This is a genomic window from Luteibacter aegosomatissinici (genome assembly GCF_023078495.1).
In the GTDB taxonomy this organism is placed as follows: Bacteria; Pseudomonadota; Gammaproteobacteria; order Xanthomonadales; family Rhodanobacteraceae; genus Luteibacter; species Luteibacter aegosomatissinici.
In genome coordinates this window covers 3,195,823-3,211,331 of the sequence record NZ_CP095742.1, presented here as the reverse complement: position 1 = coordinate 3,211,331, position 15,509 = coordinate 3,195,823, and the positions used below count along the sequence as shown (strand labels likewise).

General features: G+C 64.2%; 11 protein-coding genes. 1 reads left to right on the top strand and 10 read right to left on the bottom strand.

All coding sequences use genetic code 11. From position 1 onward, the window contains the following. Positions 1–189 precede the first annotated feature (189 nt). Both purB and L2Y97_RS14280 read right to left on the bottom strand, forming a co-directional pair. Positions 190–1,557, bottom strand: a complete 1,368-nt coding sequence (gene purB / locus L2Y97_RS14285) for an adenylosuccinate lyase (RefSeq protein ID WP_247427773.1) — start codon at positions 1,555–1,557, stop codon at positions 190–192. A gap of 90 nt (positions 1,558–1,647) precedes the next feature. Beyond that, positions 1,648–2,568 carry an IS110 family transposase gene (locus L2Y97_RS14280; protein ID WP_247427771.1) on the bottom strand — a complete coding sequence of 307 codons (921 nt, stop codon included), beginning with the start codon at positions 2,566–2,568 and terminating at the stop codon, positions 1,648–1,650. Between the two features lie 374 nt (positions 2,569–2,942). Here L2Y97_RS14280 and L2Y97_RS14275 point away from each other — a divergent pair, with 374 nt between their 5' ends. Then, entirely contained in the window at positions 2,943–4,340 is a 1,398-nt protein-coding gene (locus tag L2Y97_RS14275) for a class II fumarate hydratase (protein WP_247427769.1), read from the top strand. Here L2Y97_RS14275 and L2Y97_RS14270 read toward each other — a convergent pair. From L2Y97_RS14270 to L2Y97_RS14235, 8 genes are all read right to left on the bottom strand, one after another. Beyond that, positions 4,337–7,858 (bottom strand): patatin-like phospholipase family protein, encoded by a 3,522-nt coding sequence (locus L2Y97_RS14270; protein ID WP_247427767.1) that lies wholly within the window; start codon positions 7,856–7,858, stop codon positions 4,337–4,339. The two genes, L2Y97_RS14275 and L2Y97_RS14270, sit on opposite strands and share 4 nt — an antisense overlap. 118 nt (positions 7,859–7,976) lie before the next feature. Further along, positions 7,977–9,158, bottom strand: coding sequence for a serine hydrolase domain-containing protein (locus L2Y97_RS14265; RefSeq protein ID WP_247427765.1), 1,182 nt, complete (start codon positions 9,156–9,158; stop codon positions 7,977–7,979). A gap of 63 nt (positions 9,159–9,221) precedes the next feature. Further along, entirely contained in the window at positions 9,222–10,184 is a 963-nt protein-coding gene (locus tag L2Y97_RS14260; protein WP_247427763.1) for a hypothetical protein, read from the bottom strand. Beyond that, a complete protein-coding gene (locus L2Y97_RS14255; protein ID WP_247427761.1) occupies positions 10,181–11,038 on the bottom strand; it encodes an ABC transporter ATP-binding protein in 858 nt (285 codons plus the stop codon). The genes L2Y97_RS14260 and L2Y97_RS14255 overlap by 4 nt, the downstream gene beginning before the upstream one ends. Next, positions 11,035–11,409 carry a GntR family transcriptional regulator gene (locus tag L2Y97_RS14250; protein WP_247327251.1) on the bottom strand — a complete coding sequence of 125 codons (375 nt, stop codon included), beginning with the start codon at positions 11,407–11,409 and terminating at the stop codon, positions 11,035–11,037. Before L2Y97_RS14250 ends, L2Y97_RS14255 begins: the two co-directional genes overlap by 4 nt. Before the next feature lie 5 nt (positions 11,410–11,414). Further along, positions 11,415–11,750, bottom strand: coding sequence for a hypothetical protein (locus L2Y97_RS14245; protein ID WP_247427758.1), 336 nt, complete (start codon positions 11,748–11,750; stop codon positions 11,415–11,417). A gap of 44 nt (positions 11,751–11,794) precedes the next feature. Next, positions 11,795–11,989 carry a hypothetical protein gene (locus L2Y97_RS14240; RefSeq protein ID WP_247427755.1) on the bottom strand — a complete coding sequence of 65 codons (195 nt, stop codon included), beginning with the start codon at positions 11,987–11,989 and terminating at the stop codon, positions 11,795–11,797. Positions 11,990–13,224: 1,235 nt separating this feature from the next. Then, complete coding sequence (locus tag L2Y97_RS14235) at positions 13,225–15,492, bottom strand: TonB-dependent receptor (protein ID WP_247427753.1); 2,268 nt, start codon at positions 15,490–15,492, stop codon at positions 13,225–13,227. Between the last annotated feature and the right edge of the window lie 17 nt (positions 15,493–15,509).

The following is a 15,509-nucleotide window of genomic DNA, read 5'->3' as shown; positions in this document are numbered from 1 at the left end:
TGCGCTTGCCCATATAACGCCGCATGCCGCTGCCCGGATGCTCCTGTAGGAGCGCGTTTGCGCGCGATGCTTTTCTTATTCCGCTGAAACGAATGAAGCCATGCACGGGGATGTGCATGGCTTCATTCGTTGGATCGTTGCATTGGGGTTCGCGCGCAAGCGCGCTCCCACAGGGCCCGGGCGTTCGGGTCAGATCGACTTGGCGAGCTTGTCGGCCAGGCCGATATACGATGCCGGGGTCAGTTCGGCCAGCGCCTTCTTCGCATCGGCCGGCAGATCCAGGTCGTCGATGAAGGTGCGCATGGAATCCTTCGTGATGCCCTGGCCGCGGGTGAGGGCCTTGAGCTGCTCGTACGGTTCCGGCAGGCCATAGCGGCGCATCACGGTCTGCACGGCTTCTGCCAGCACTTCCCAGCTGTTGTCGAGGTCGGCAGCGATGCGCTCGGCGTTGACGTTGAGCTTGCCCAGGCCCTTCATCAGCGATTCCAGCGCGACCAGCGAATGGCCAAAGGCGGTGCCCAGGGCACGCAGCACGGTGGAATCGGTGAGGTCACGCTGCCAGCGGCTGATCGGCAGCTTTTCGGCAAAGTGGCCGAGCAGGGCGTTGGCGAGGCCGAAGTTGCCTTCGGCGTTTTCAAAGTCGATCGGGTTGACCTTGTGCGGCATGGTCGAGGAGCCGACTTCGCCCGCCTTCAGTGCCTGGCGGAAATAGCCGAGCGAGATGTAGCCCCAGATATCACGAGCCAGGTCGATCAGGATGATGTTGATACGGCGCAGCACATCGGCGAACTCGGCGATGCCGTCGTGCGGTTCGATCTGCGTGGTGTACGGGTTGAAGGTAAGGCCGAGGCCTTCGACAAAGCCCGAGGCCAGCACCGGCCAGTCGACCGCGGGGTACGAGATGACGTGCGCGTTGTAGTTGCCGACGGCACCGTTGATCTTGCCCGGGATCTCGATGGCGACCAGCTGCTTGCGCTGGCGCTCCAGGCGCGCGACGACGTTAGCCAGCTCCTTGCCCATGGTGCTGGGCGAGGCGGTCTGGCCGTGCGTGCGCGAGAGCAGCGACAGGCCGGCGAATTCATGCGACATGCCGCGCAGCTTGGCGATCACCTGGTCGAGCGACGGCAGCAGCACGGTTTCGCGCGCATCGCGCAGCATCAGCGAGTAGGCCAGGTTGTTGATGTCTTCGCTGGTGCAGGCGAAGTGCACGAACTCCTTGGCCTGGGCCAGGGCCGGATCGTTGCCGATCTTTTCCTTGATGAAGTACTCGACGGCCTTTACATCGTGGTTCGTCGTGGCTTCGATCGCCTTGATCCGCTCGCCGTCATCGACCGAGAAGTCGTTGGCGATGGCTTCCAGCCGAGCCACCGAATCGGCCGGGAACGCCGGCAGCTCCACGATGCCCGGGTGGCGGGCCAGGGCCAGCAGCCAGTGGATCTCCACGTGGACGCGGCGGTGCATCAGGCCGAACTCGCTGAAGATGGGGCGCAGCGAGCCCGACTTGGAGGCGTAGCGGCCATCCAGCGGCGAAAGGGCGGTCAGCGTGGCGTGGGACATGGGTGGGGTCCTGGAAGCGAGAAACGGGGCAGCCGCCGATTATACCCGCAAGGGACCAGCGGACCGCCCTGGGTGTAGGAGCAACTGTCTTTAGGCAGTCCTCCACTCGGCCTGATCACGGACCATCGCATTGATGGCCGTGATTAGCTGTCGCATGCAGGCCACGACCGCCACTTTTGCGACTTTCCCACGCGCTCGTAGCGCGTCGTAGCGGAGCTTAAGAGGGCTGTTCGTGGCGTTGATAGCCGCCCAGGTGGCCATGTAGAGCACTCGCCTGACGATCCAGCGGCCGGCGCGTACGCGTCGGGGGCCGTTGCGATGGCCACTTTGATCAACGTACGGCGCGACGCCGACCAGAGCAGCGACCTGCTTGCGGTCCAGCTGGCCCAGCTCCGGTAGGTATGCGATGAGCGTGGCCGCGGTCACCGGTCCGATGCCCGGGACGCTGCACAGGCGGGAGTGCGGATCGACCGCCTGCATGGCTGGCTTGATCGCCTGATCCATGGCCGCGATCTGCGCCTTCGCCGCCTCGATCATCGCTTGGAGAGCGCGTTGCGCGGCGGGTAACGTCGCCTGAGCCAGCCGGCGGCGATTGTCATCGCGCTGGCTCACCAACTGCTGGCGGCAACGTACCAGATCGGCCAGTTGCGCCCGTTCGGGCGGTGTCGGCTGGTAGGGCTCCGGATCGATGGTCTTGGCCATGCGGGCCAACGTTAAGGCATCGATCTTATCGTTCTTGGCGAGGTTTCCAAGCGCTGCGGCATATGCCCTGGACCGGTGCGACGCCAGGCGCGTCACCTGGTAGCCGGCTGCCGCCAAGGCTTCCACGATGGCCCGTTCGTAGCCTCCTGTCGCCTCCAGCACGATGTGCTCAACGGCACTGGGAGACAACACCTTCAGCAGCCTTTCCCGGCCCACCGGCGTATTGGCGAAGCGCTCGTGACGCCTGGTCGATAACCAGACCACATCCAGTGTGGCCTTTCCCACATCAACACCGATATGCATGCCCATGGCGTCTCTCCGGAGTAGGATCGGGAGTGAGAGCACCTCCACCAGCCCCGGCTTGTGAATTCGAGGTAGGACTCGAGCAACTGTTCGGGCTTGGTGAAGGGAGTGCGGCAGCCCTTGCTCCTACACGTGCTCCTGGCACCGGCCATCATCGGCTTGCCGCACTCCGCTCTCACCCATCAGCCTACGCCGCGGCAAAGACACAAGCCCACCCTGTGGGCGACATCTCTCGCGATACCGCGGCAGGGCCTGTGGAATGGTCGCGAGCGGCGTCACCCACCGGGTGGGCGCTTACAGGTGCCGGCTCAGGACGCGATGACGGATTAACGGGAAAAGGTCTATCGTGATTGGGCTCCCACAACCCGGATTCCACCGCAATGACCAAGTTTCGTACCGAACGCGACAGCATGGGCGAGTTGAAGGTGCCCGCCAAAGCCCTCTACGGGGCCCAGACCCAGCGGGCCGTGGATAATTTCCCGGTCTCGGGGCTCACCATGCCGCGTGAGTTCATCCGGGCCCTGGGCCTGGTCAAGGCTGCGGCCGCCGAGGCCAACGTGAAGCTCGGTCAACTCGACAAGGCCACCGCCAAGGCCATCCGCGCCGCCGCCGACAAGGTCGCCGCGGGCGAGGTCGATGAGCACTTCCCGATCGATGTGTTCCAGACCGGCTCAGGCACCAGTTCCAACATGAACGCCAACGAGGTGATCGCTCACCTTGCCGAGGCCGCGGGCGCCAAGGTGCACCCCAACGATCACGTCAACGCGGGGCAGAGCTCGAACGACGTGATCCCCACGGCCATCCTGGTCAGCGCGACCCTCGCCACCAGCGAAAAGCTGCTGCCGGCCTTGAAGCACCTGCGTAAGACCATTGATACGCGGGCCAAGGAGCTCAAGAAGGTCGTAAAGACCGGCCGCACCCATCTGATGGATGCCATGCCGATCACCTTTGGCCAGGAGCTCTCCGGCTGGTCGGCGCAGATCCGCGATGCGGAGGAGCGCATTGGCGACACGCTCAAGCGCACCCGCCGCCTGCCACAAGGCGGCAGTGCCGTTGGCACCGGCATCAACGCGGATCCGAAGTTCGGCCCGGCCGTCGCCACCGAGCTGGGCAAGCTCACCGGTGTGAAGTTCGAATCCTCAGACAACTATTTCTCGGGCATGGCCGCCCAGGATGCGCCGGTCGAGCTCTCCGGCCAGCTCCGCGCGCTCGCCGTGGCGGTGATGAAGATCGCCAACGACCTGCGCTGGATGAACTCCGGCCCGCTAGCGGGCCTTGGTGAAATCGAACTGCCGGCGTTGCAGCCGGGCTCGTCGATCATGCCGGGCAAGGTCAACCCCGTGATCCCGGAAGCCGCCGCCATGGTCGCCGCGCAGGTGATCGGCAACGACGCCACCATTGCCATCGCCGGCCAGTCGGGCAATTTCCAGCTCAACGTCATGCTGCCGGTCATCGCATTCAACCTGCTGCAGTCGATCGAGATTCTCGCCAACGTCACCACCCTGTTGGCGGATAAGGCGATTGCTGGCTTCAAGGTCAACGAAGAGCACGTGCGCGAGGCGCTCGACAAGAACCCGATCCTCGTCACCGCGCTCAACCCGGTGATTGGTTACGAGAAGGGCGCGGCCACCGCCAAGCAGGCCTACAAGGAGAAACGCCCGATCTTGGAGGTGGCACTGGAGACGACCGGTCTTTCGAAGGCGGAGCTGGCGAAGTTGCTGGATCCCGCCGCGCTGACGAAGGGCGGGATCCATGGGGGCGGTGGCGGCGGCGGTTAACGCCGTCGCGGTAGCCACAGTTCCAATGTCGTGGCTTTGCCCGTGCCAGGGGGCAGGGCCACGGCATTGGCCTTGATGTGTTCAAGCTGGGGCAGGGTGTTGTTGGCCCAGGTCACGAGGGCATTCGCACATGCTGCCCCGCCCGATGCGTAAAGCACGGTGGGCGCGCGCCATTCGAACGGGGCGCGTGCGCCGTTTCGTGATGCGGTGGCGCTCACGTTTTCAATGCCGGGAACCACGAGACCCAACGTCTGGACCTGCGCTAGCACGTCGCTCGCCCGGGCACGACTACCTTCGTCATAGATCTGCGTGTAAAGGGTGAACGGTTGTGCGGGCTGGCCACACACGCGCCTTACCTGATCTTCGAGTTCACGGAGCGATGGCATCGCGGGTGCGGTCGTGGCGGTTGGTTCCGCCGATGTCGGGGCTGGGGCCGGCGGCGGTGCTGCCGTCGTCATCGGCTCCTGTGCGCCTGTCGATGGGGGCGTGACTGGCGCACCGGCGGCGACGTCCGGTGGTGGGGGTACGGGTGCGGCTTCGGGCGGCGGCGGTGGAGGCGCCACGGCAGATACATCCGCCATGGGTGGAGGCGGTGCGGGAGCCGGTGATGCGTCGCCCGTGGCGGCGACGCTTTCGCTGAGTACCTGCTTTGGGTCGCGCCAGCGATCGTAATCACGCATGGCAAGGTCCCACGGTGTTTGTGGTACGCGGGTTTGCCATGAAAGCACGTTCGCCGCCTCCTGGCAGTCAGCCTGCAACGGCGGGTCGACCGTTGCGTCACATGCATTGGATAACGGGCCGACAAGTGCGGCGAGGCGGTCGCGCAGGCGGTCCGGCAGTTCGATGGCCGCGAGATCGTCGGTCAGGCTCTTCACCTCATCACCCACGTTCTTCGTGAACGTGGCGCCAGGCTGCAACAAGGTAGTGAGGTGGATGGCCTGTTTGGCAATCTCCTGTGTCTTCTGCTGGGTTACCGCCTGTGCGGCAGCTTCTTGTTTGCGCGCGGCATCGATCGCCTGCCAGCCAGCAATTGCCGCGGTGAAAATGGCGCCCAGGCCGATCGAGGTGCCCACGGTCGTGGCCATCTGCCGGAAGCGGCTCGGCGGTGCCGCCGTGGGCGTCAGTGCCGTCGCCTGGGTACCGACGACATCGCTTTGCCACGCCCATGTCGGCGCGCTGTCGAGCAAATCGGCGGTCAGGGAGCTGCCCAGGCAGACGCCCAGCTGGCAATAGCTTTCCCACTGCGATTCGCTGAAGAACTGTTGTGATGTGCTCTGCTGCGGAAACGTGGATTCACGGTCGGCATATCCCGCGACATCCAGTGGCAGCCCTTCGGGTAGCCGCGGTTTGACGATCAGTAGCGTGCCCTGGCTGCGGTCCGCATAGGTGATGCGAGCCAACAGGAGGTGCGCCGGGCCCGGGTCGGCGGTCATCGTATCGGGCGTGCCAAACAAGGATGATGCCGGGCCCGCCAGGTTGGCCAGCGTGAGCGGATCGACGAACGCGATGCCTGCGTCGTAATCGATGCGCGCCTTGCGTACGAGGTTTTCGACATCGGCGAAGCGGTAATCCGGATCGGCACCGCAATCCACCAGTACGATCAAATTCAGCTGGCGCTTGAGCAGCGCGTAGACACCGGTATTGTCGAAATGGCCGCCATCACTCAAGTACCAGTCGGCATCGCGCAGGCCCGGAAAACGGGCCAGCATTTCGCGGAGCAGTGCCTGGTACTTCGCGACCACGCCACGTCGCGGCGGTGGCTCGCTGGCCAGGTTGCGCTGCCAGTAACCCAGGCGCAACCCGCTAAGGAATAGCAGCGCGGCCGTGCCGGATTGGGTGAGCGACCCCATGCCCGAGCCGACCGCGGCGCCAGAGATGGCCACCCATTCGGCGAGCGTCGTTTTGGCAAGCGTCGACATCGCGGCCGCATTGGGTGAGTGCGTGCCGGTTTCCACGCCGAGCGAGCTCACCGAGAGGCTGACGCCCTTGCGGTCCGCGTTGTATGTGCCGGTCCGGTCATCGACCGTCTGGTTGATGCAGCAATTCACCAGGTGGATGGGGCCGCCAAATCGGTGGGGTGCGTAGTCGGTAAGGGGTACGTCATCACCCGGCAGCAACTCGGTGACTTTGACGACGTTTTCGGTCGTGTCGCGCGTCGTCGCGGCCAGGATGGGCGAAGGAAAGCGCGTACGTGCATCGACGCCAGTCACCGGGGCATTGCCCACGGCAACATACGTGCGGGCCAGGCGTGAGCGATAAAACAGGTGTAGCGAAGATTGGTTGAGCTGGGCCATCGAGCGCCCGTTCATCAAAAGGTATACGGCGACGACCAGCGCGGCGGCGCACCAGCGCAGCCATGCGTGCTGGAACAGGCCGTAGCCTGCCTGGTTGGGTGGGAACACGAGAAACTGGAAGATCGTGGTCCAGAACACCACGATCAGCGCGAGCGTGATGATGCCGAGCACCTGCGCGATGGTGCCTGCGGGTAGCTTGGTTCCCGCTTTGCCGCCGTTGCCGGCAAGGGGCATCACGGCGCGCACGACGGCCAGCAGTACAGTGGCGATACCCGCGCTGGTGAAAAGCCCCACGCCCGGATGCAGGTTGCCCAGCCGCGAGCGGATGTACCAGCTGAACATGTCGATGCCGCCGAGCAGGGCGAGCAGTGCAAAAAGACCGAGGAACCTTGTGAAGGCATGCGCATAGCGCACCCGGTTGGCTTCTTCCGTGCGCAGCGCGGAACTGACCCGCGCCACGATCCACGCGACGGGCGATGGCCCGAAGAAGATGGCGCAGGCGGTCCACAGCCCCTGTTCCACGGCATCCTGGGCGACCCATGCCCGCTGCGCCAGGGCGAGGCATGCAAACCCCGCCGCTATCGCGGTGATGATGCCGGCGACACTGATTCGCCCGAGGAACCAGTAACCGTAGCAAGCGATAGCCGCCAGCGCAGCGGGAACCGGAAGCAGCCACCACCACAGGCTGACAACCACGGGCAGTGACCAGCCATCCTCGGGCAATGCGGTGTAGATCAGGTGGGGCAACGTGATGAGGCAGGCCAGCACGATGGCCAGCACGGCCACCTCCACCTGCGTCGCGATGAATCCGCGCAGTTGTGTCGCCCATGTCTGGAAAAGGTCGCCTGCGCCCGCCGGCGCAAGGAAGCGCCCGTTGTTGCGCAGCCACCACAGGAAGGAGGTGTCGTCGCGGGCGAGGCCATCTTCCACCGCCTTGGCATCGCCGCCGGGCCCGCCATGGAATAGCCGGCCAAAGGCCGACCCTGCATAACCACCGCCCGACACGGTCGAGAGGTAGTCGAAGCGGCGGACCAGGCCGTGCCTTGCCAGTGCCCGCAGGACGCCGAGGCAAAACGTGGCGCTGCGAATGCCGCCGCCAGAAAACGCCAGCCCGGTGGTTGGCCGGTCGTCCGGCAAGCCCGCCTTCCTGCGCCGCTCGTTCAGCGCATCACGCTCGTGCGGTGCGACCGTGGCTTGCGCCGCCGCCCCTGCTGAATCGGTCATGGTGGATCTCCCCGCCAATGATCACCGGATTCCCCCAGCCGCGGCATCCCGCCACGAAGGTTCCGGTTGTACGGGCGCGGGAAGTGCCCTGCAAGTGGCCAAACGGTCTACGGCTCGATCATCGAGGGCAGGCCGGGTGCGCATTCGGCACAACGGGCTGTCCCTTCAACCCGGGTTGGTCATAGGGGATGTACCCCTCCCAGTACCACGGAAAGCAGGTCTTCCCCAGCGTGGCGTCAAGCAGTGCAGGGAAGATCGACTCCGCATGCGAGGAATTGCTCATGATCAGTACGCAATCCTTCGACCGCTCCAGGCACACGAAGACGTTGTTGGTGCCGTCATCGTGGCCTCCCTTGAAGAACGCTGGGCCGCGCGGTGAATCGAACGTCCCCACGCCCATGGCGTAGCCCAGCGAAATTGAATCGTTGTCGTTGCTATCCGGCGCGCCCATGGTCGGGAACTGCTGCACGGAGTGGATGCGAACGACTGGCTTCAGCCAGGTCGCATAGGCCGCCTTCGAGAGGCCGTCACCGCGAACCATGGCGGCCACGAGGTTGGCGTAGTCGTGGATCGTGGTGTCCATCGAGCCCGCGGCTCGCGTCGAGCCGCGTTGCTTGTGCGGGATGGCCTTGCCATCCATGTCATAGCCGATGGTGTTGTTGTCGGCAAAGTCATCGCGCCAGCTCATGCTGGTGCGGGCCATGCCGAACGGCTTGAACAGGCGATCCTGCATCAGCGTCGCCACGTCGATGCCCTTGCCATTCTCCACGACGAACTGGAGCAGGTTGATGCCTTCGCCGGAGTATCCGTATTTCGTGCCGGGCTCCTGGTAGAACTTCAGCGGCGCCTTGTCATCGAAATCCTTGCCCGGTGGCCAGAAGCGGAAGTTGGGAAAGCCGGAACGGTGGCTCAGAAGCAGGGCGGGGGTCAGCTTCTTCCAGCGTTCATCGCCGGCCAGGTCCGCGTACTTCTCGTAATCGGGCAAGGGCTTCGGCAGGTCGGTTGCGATGCTCGCATTCAGGTCTAGCCGCTTGTCGTCAACCAACCCCATCAGCGCATAGGCGAAGGCGGCCTTGGTCAGCGAGGCGGCGTACATCACCGTATCCGTGGTGAGTGGCAGCTTCTTTTCGACGTCGCGGTAACCGTACGCCTTGACCGAAACGACTTTCCCGTTACGGATAACGGCTATTGCAAGGCCCGGTACATCGGCGGCTTTCATGAGGCCAGGCACGGGGTCATCGGCGGCCATGGCGGGGAAGGCGGTGGCCATCGCGGCCGCAAGCAGCATCGAACGCAGCATCACACCTCTCCTTGTAGAGACGGCCTCCGAAGAGGCCGTCGCGTGGGTCCGATCAGGGTCCGATCAGGAATCGTCGCGCCAGCGGCGGAACCATATCGCACCGGCGATCATCAGCACACCGGCGATAGCGCCCACCCATGTCGAGGGATTGGCCAGGGCGCTGTAGTGGTACGCCAGGTCCAGGCTCTGCAGCACCGAGGCCGGATCGTCGTGGCCGTGCATGATCACCAGCTCGTTGTTCTGGCCAACCCAGCCACCCGGCACCAGGCTGCCCAGCAGGCGGCCCACCACGTTCGACCAGAACCAGCTGCTGCCGCGGTTGAACAAGCCCATCAGGCCGAACCAGCTGACGACGATGCCAGCGCCAATCGGGAGGGCAATGGCCCAGAGGAACGGCTTGCTGCGGGCCCAGGCGGAGCAGAGCATCAGCCAGCCCAGGGTGGGCAGGGCCCAGATCGCATACAGCGGGAGCAGGGCGAGCAGGGTGAAGACGACGCGGAACGGATGGGCTTCCATCAGCAGGCGCCAGGCCGGCACGCCGTGGAACGTCGCGAAGATGGAGACCACGATCATCAGGAGCAGGCCGGCGATGACACCGGTGACCACCGCGATGGCCGGAGCCACGACTACCGCGCTCGCCGCCTTGGACAGGACCGTGTTCGTATCCGACAACGGCAGCGACTTCCAGAACAGGATGCTGCGATCGCGGCGGTCGTCATACAGTGCGCCGAGGCAGTAGAAGAACACCACGATCGCCATGACGCCCAGGATCAGGAACGTGACGCCGTACAGGGTCATGTCCAGGACGGCCCCGGCCTGCACCAGGTTGTCGGGCTTGAATGCGCCGTCGAAGTTCGTGTTGAAGTGGTTGTCGGTGCCCGCCCAGCGCTTGCCGAGGACCTCGGCAGTGATCAGGAGCATGACGTTGAGCACCAGGGCGATCAGGCCCGCCACGATGGGTGCGGTGACGAAGCCGCCCTTGTGTTCCCAGAACTCGCGCTTCACCAGCCAGTAGAAGCTTTTCATGCGTAGGTACCCTTCATGGTGGCGACGAACAGGTCGCCGATCGACGGGCGCCGCACCTCGCCCAGGCTTTCAAGCTGCGGGCGGCTGACGTTGTCGAAGAGGAAGATGCTCTTGCCGAACACCTGGCGCTCATCCAGCGGGTTGAGCTGGCGGGCTGCCGCGGCAAGTTCCGCGCTGACCAGTACTTCGGAGAAGCGCTCGCCCAGGCTATCCATGTCGGTATCGAGCACGATCTTGCCGTCGCGTATGAACATCAGGTCGGTGAGGATGTGTTCGATCTCCTCGACCTGGTGGGTGGTGACCAGGATGGTCTTTTCCTCGTCGAAGTAGTCTTCCAGGAGGCTCTGGTAGAACTGCTTGCGATAAAGGATATCCAGGCCCAGCGTCGGCTCATCCAGCACCAGTAGCTTGGCGTCGATCGACATCACCAGTGCCAGGTGCAGCTGCACGATCATGCCCTTGGAAAGCTGCTTCACCTTCTGCTGCGGCTGCAGCTTGGTGCGGGCCAGGAAGGCATCGCACTTGGCGCGGTCGAAGCGGGGGTGGGTGTTGGCGACGAAATCCACGGCATCGCGGACCTTCAGCCAGCGCGGCAGCACCGCCACATCGGCGATGAAGCACACCTGCTCCATCAGCTTATCGCGATCCTTGCGGGGATCCAGGCCCAGTACGCTCAGGTGGCCATCGAAGGTGGTCAGGCCCAGGATCGCCTTCAGTGCGGTGGTCTTGCCGGCGCCGTTCGGGCCGATCAGCCCCACGATGCGGCCGGATTCGATCTGGAACGTGGCGCCATCCAGTGCTACCGAATTCTTGAAGCGCTTGGTCAGGCCATTGGCGGTGACGACCGCTGTCATGACGGATCCTCCGTGGAGCCCGGGGCTTCACGCATTAGGGTTTTCAGGTCGAGGCCCATGCGCTGCAGGCGGGCGAACAAGGCCGGCCACTCTTCGCGCAAAAAGCGCTCCCTTTCACTCTTGAGCAGCGCATCGCGCGCTCCATCGATCACGAACATGCCAAGACCCCTCCGTTTCTCAACCAGTTGTTCGTCGACCAGCTCCTGGTACGCCTTGGAAACGGTCAGCGGGTTGATCTGAAAATCCCCCGCGACCTGGCGCACCGACGGCAGCGGGTCGCCTTCATTCAAGGCGCCGTCCAGGATCATCGCCACCACGCGTTCGCGGAGCTGGCGGTAAATCGGGACGCTGTCGTTCCAGGTGATGGACATGTAATTCATTCCTTCGCCGTGTGGCTCAGTGCATTGCCAAACGAATAGTAGGGCATGGCGAGCTGTGCGCTGATAAGTGCAGCCGCGCGGTCTTCGGCACTACGCCGCAGCGCGGCGGCTGCTGAATCCAGGGTGGCCTCGCTCAGGAGGGCGGCTTCGCGCACATCGGCGTCGGTGGGCCGCACCTCGAGGGCGGGGAGGTCAACAACGCGCACACCGTTGACGAAGTGGGGCGCGGCGACCATATCGGCAGCGCGGTCATCGAAGGAGCGCAGGGCGAACACGCTGGTGCCGGCGATCAGGATAGAAGCGGTCAGTGCGATGAGGTTCGGCGCTTTCATGGGGTTACTCCAACTCCGATGACGTGCTGCGGGGTGCTCGGGGGTTACAGGGAGGCGACGGTGTTGTCGGCGTCGGCGTAGACGACGACCGGGGCCAGGTTGGTGACGTGGGTGCCGTTGATCTCAGTGAGCGGTGCGACCGCGACGGAGGTGCTGTGGAAGCCAGCCAGGGCGGCGACGGCGATGGCGACGGAGGCGGCCAGGGCAACGACGTTCAGGTTGTTGGTTGCGGTTTTCATGGTGCTCTCTCCAGTAGTGGTCTGGGTGACCGGTGTTGTAGTGAACTATAACACCAAATTTTGAGGGGTCAAGGAAAATCTCGTGGATTTCCATATGACTTATGGCCTATGCCGGGCCGAGGGGTGCGCTAGTGCGGTAGCTAGCCGGGCACGTCATCGGATGCACGCATGCGTGAAAAGGTTGCAAGGGGTGGTGATTTAGCGGCGTGCGAGGTTGCCGGAACATTGCCTGGCTGGAGGCTCGCCTTCGGCCTCGCGCTGGTTAACCGGTTCATTCGCTGGCGCGAATGCATGTAGCCAGCGGCTTCGCCGCCTCGTGCTTGAGGGCTTGAGGCCGAGAGCCGCCGGTGCCCACCCTCGCTGCTCAGACAGGTCCTCCGCGTTCGGTGCGGAATGCCGCTGCGCGGCATGTGTACTTATGTGGCCTACGGCCGCTCTCTTGTGCGGAACTCGCCTCGAGGGTGGGCACCGACGGCTCTCTTGACCCATGAGGTTTAGTGGTGGGAGAGCCGCGGCGTTGTCTGCGGGCAGATCGGTGCGTTCGGCATCGGCGGACGGACAGCCGCTTCGTCCGCGCACAGGGGTGATCCGTAGCGTCGGTCGGTGCACGTCGCGTCATGGCAGCGTTTGCCGATCGTCGCGTGGTGATGCGTTATGGCGTCATCGCTGCGTGGGTTGATCGCGTGCAAGCGCGCTCCTACACGAGCCGTGCGTGTTCATTCATTAATTCGTGGCACATCTTGTAGGAGCCCACCCTGTGGGCGACATCTTGTCGCCAGGCGCGCAGGTCCTGCGGCGGTATCGCGAAAGCTGTCGGCCACAGGGTGGCCTCCTACATGGGCATGGCGGCATAAGATGCGAGCTCGCCGGCACGCCACCTCATGGGTGAAGAGAGCCGTCGGTGCCCACCCTCGAGGCGAGTTCCGCACAAGAGAGCGGCCGTAGGCCAGCCTTACATAGGGCTGGCCCATGGCTCGCTAACGGGGCGGCGGTTGTAGGAGCGCACCTTGTGCGCGAATCAAAAGGCACGGCGGCGCAGCCGCAGCATCCGACGCGAGGGTGGGCACCGGCGGCTCTTCGCCTCAAAACCACAAGAGCGAGGCGGCGCAAGCCGCTCAACACACGCATTCGCGAAAGCGGATGAACCGCTTCACTAGCGCGAAGCCGAAGGCGAGCCCGCATAAGAAAAGGCCGCGATTTCTCGCGGCCTTTTCGGGGCGACACAGTGGTTTGAATTACAGCTCGGCGCGGAACTCAACACCAATGATCCGCGGGTCGTTCACGAACGCGGTGCGGTTGTTGAAGTCGATGCCGCCCGTGATCACCTTCTTGTTCGTGATGTTGCGGCCATACAGCGCCACCTCACGCTTGCCGAAGTCCCAGTTGTAGCCCAGGCGCAGGCCGCCTTCCAGGAACGGCTTGCTCTTGAACTCTTCCGAGTCATACAGGAAGAAATTCACTTCGCTGCGGTAGTTCCAGTCCGTGTACACGAAGAACTCGCCGCTCTCGCCGTACGGGATGCCGTAACGAGCCGTCCACGTACCGATCCACTTCGGTGCATTCGGCAGCGGGTTGCCGTTGATCAGCGCGTTGCCCGAAGCATTGAGCGGATCGATCACCGTGCAGCCGCCGCCGCAAGGCGCCACGGCCAGGTTCGCGTCCTTCAGCTCGGTGTGGTTATAGCTGCCGCCGGCCGTCATGTAGAAGTTCGGGGTCAGGTAAGCCTCGAGATCGAATTCGGCGCCGTAGCCTTCCGTCTTCTTCGCGTTGATCAGCTGGGTGACGTTCGTCGCACCGCCCACAGCGGTGAGCTGCTGGTTGTGCATGTTGTACTTGTAGATGTCCGCGTTGAAACGAATCTTGTTGTCATCCGAGGTCGACTTGTAGCCGATTTCGTAGGACGTGATCGTTTCCGGCTTCGCCGTGGAAATGCTGTTGGCGAAATTGATGCGGCCCTGCACGCTCGGTGCGCGGAAGCCATTGGCGATGCGGCCGTACACGTTCGAGTTCTTCGAGAGCTGCCACGTACCGGTCAGGTCGCCGCTCCAGCGCGAGTCGGTCGGGTCGGAGGTGAGCGGGCCCACCGGGCCGGTGAAGCCGAGGAAGCGCTCCGCCTTGAAATCACGCTTGTCGTGCGACCAGCGTGCGCCGGCGCGCACATCGAACGTATCGGTGACGTTGTAGTCGGCCGAACCGAACAGGGCGTACGCCTTCGTGCGCTGGCTCTGATCCACCCAGCCGTTGAGCACGTGGTTGTTCAGCGTGTCGTACGAGAAGTTGGTGATCGCGATGTCTTCGTCGAAGTAGTACGTGCCGACCTGCCACTTCAGGCGCTCCGACGTGTCGTTCGACAGGCGGAATTCCTGAGTGATCTGGCGATCCTTCGGCAGGGCATCGGCCGTTTCCGAATAGAACGGCGTGGTGCGATTGGTGTAGCTCGGCTTGGCCGGCGTCTCGGAGGCATCGTAGCCGCCGTCCACGTCGCCCAGGCTGTACGTGGTCGCGCGCTCCAGGCCCGTGATGGAGGTGAAGTTGAGGTCGCCGAAATGCCAGTTCAGGTGCAGGTTGCTGCCCCAGGTGAACAGGTGCTGCTTGTTATTGCCATCCTGCGAGACCGAGTCACGATCGAAGCCGGGGACGAACTGGTTGCCGCCCAGGGTGATCGAATCCGCGCGGTTCACCATGGCGCTGCCATCGAGCCAGCGCGCGTGTACGTTGATCAGTGCATCAAAATCGTCGGTGGCCTTGTAAAGGGCCTGCAGGCGCACGGCGCGGTCGTTGTAACCGCCCAGGTCATCCTTCTTGCCCTTGTAGTCGTTGTCGATCCAGCCATCGCGGTGCTGGGCGAGTGCCGAGACGCGGCCCGACCAGCTGCTGGAGAGCTTGCCGCCGAGCGCGGCTTCCGCATTGGCGGTGCCGTACGAGCCGTAGGACACGCGGGCGTAGCCCTCGGTCTCCTGGGTCGGCTTGCGCGATTCGAACTTGATCACGCCGGCGGGCGAGTTACGGCCGAACAGGGTGCCCTGCGGGCCGCGCAGCACTTCGACCTGCTCCAGGTCGAAGAGCGGGAAACCCTTCAGGATCGGGTTTTCCTGGACGATGTCGTCGTAGACCATCGAGACCGGCTGCGACGCATTGAGGTCGAAGTCGCTGTTGCCGAGGCCGCGGATGTAGAAGCGCGGGAACTCGCGGCCGTACGAGGTCTCGGCGTAGACGCTGGGCGCGCGCGAGGCGAGCTGCAGGACGCCATCGCCGGCCTGGCCGAAGGATTCGAGCTTCTCGGCCGTCACCACGGTCATCGAGATGGGCACCTTCTGCAGGTCTTCCGTGCGCTTTTCAGCGGTCACGGTGACGGTTTCGAGCGTGGCCGTCTTGGCTTTGTTCGCGGGAGGGGTCGGCTGTGCCGTGTCCTGGGCGAATGCCGAACCGGCCGAAAGGACGGTGGCGATGCTCAGGGCAATGGCGAGGCGACGCGGCATGCGGCGCGTGCTGGCATGGGACATGGGTAGGTTTTCCGCCT

Coding starts and splice junctions, on each gene's coding strand:
- L2Y97_RS14245 (WP_247427758.1), bottom strand. CDS start 11,750: ATGAAAGCGCCGAACCTCATCGCACTGACCGCTTCTATCCTGATCGCC.
- L2Y97_RS14260 (WP_247427763.1), bottom strand. CDS start 10,184: ATGAAAAGCTTCTACTGGCTGGTGAAGCGCGAGTTCTGGGAACACAAG.
- L2Y97_RS14265 (WP_247427765.1), bottom strand. CDS start 9,158: ATGCTGCGTTCGATGCTGCTTGCGGCCGCGATGGCCACCGCCTTCCCC.
- L2Y97_RS14250 (WP_247327251.1), bottom strand. CDS start 11,409: ATGTCCATCACCTGGAACGACAGCGTCCCGATTTACCGCCAGCTCCGC.
- L2Y97_RS14270 (WP_247427767.1), bottom strand. CDS start 7,858: ATGACCGATTCAGCAGGGGCGGCGGCGCAAGCCACGGTCGCACCGCAC.
- L2Y97_RS14240 (WP_247427755.1), bottom strand. CDS start 11,989: ATGAAAACCGCAACCAACAACCTGAACGTCGTTGCCCTGGCCGCCTCC.
- L2Y97_RS14255 (WP_247427761.1), bottom strand. CDS start 11,038: ATGACAGCGGTCGTCACCGCCAATGGCCTGACCAAGCGCTTCAAGAAT.
- purB (WP_247427773.1), bottom strand. CDS start 1,557: ATGTCCCACGCCACGCTGACCGCCCTTTCGCCGCTGGATGGCCGCTAC.
- L2Y97_RS14235 (WP_247427753.1), bottom strand. CDS start 15,492: ATGTCCCATGCCAGCACGCGCCGCATGCCGCGTCGCCTCGCCATTGCC.
- L2Y97_RS14280 (WP_247427771.1), bottom strand. CDS start 2,568: ATGGGCATGCATATCGGTGTTGATGTGGGAAAGGCCACACTGGATGTG.
- L2Y97_RS14275 (WP_247427769.1), top strand. CDS start 2,943: ATGACCAAGTTTCGTACCGAACGCGACAGCATGGGCGAGTTGAAGGTG.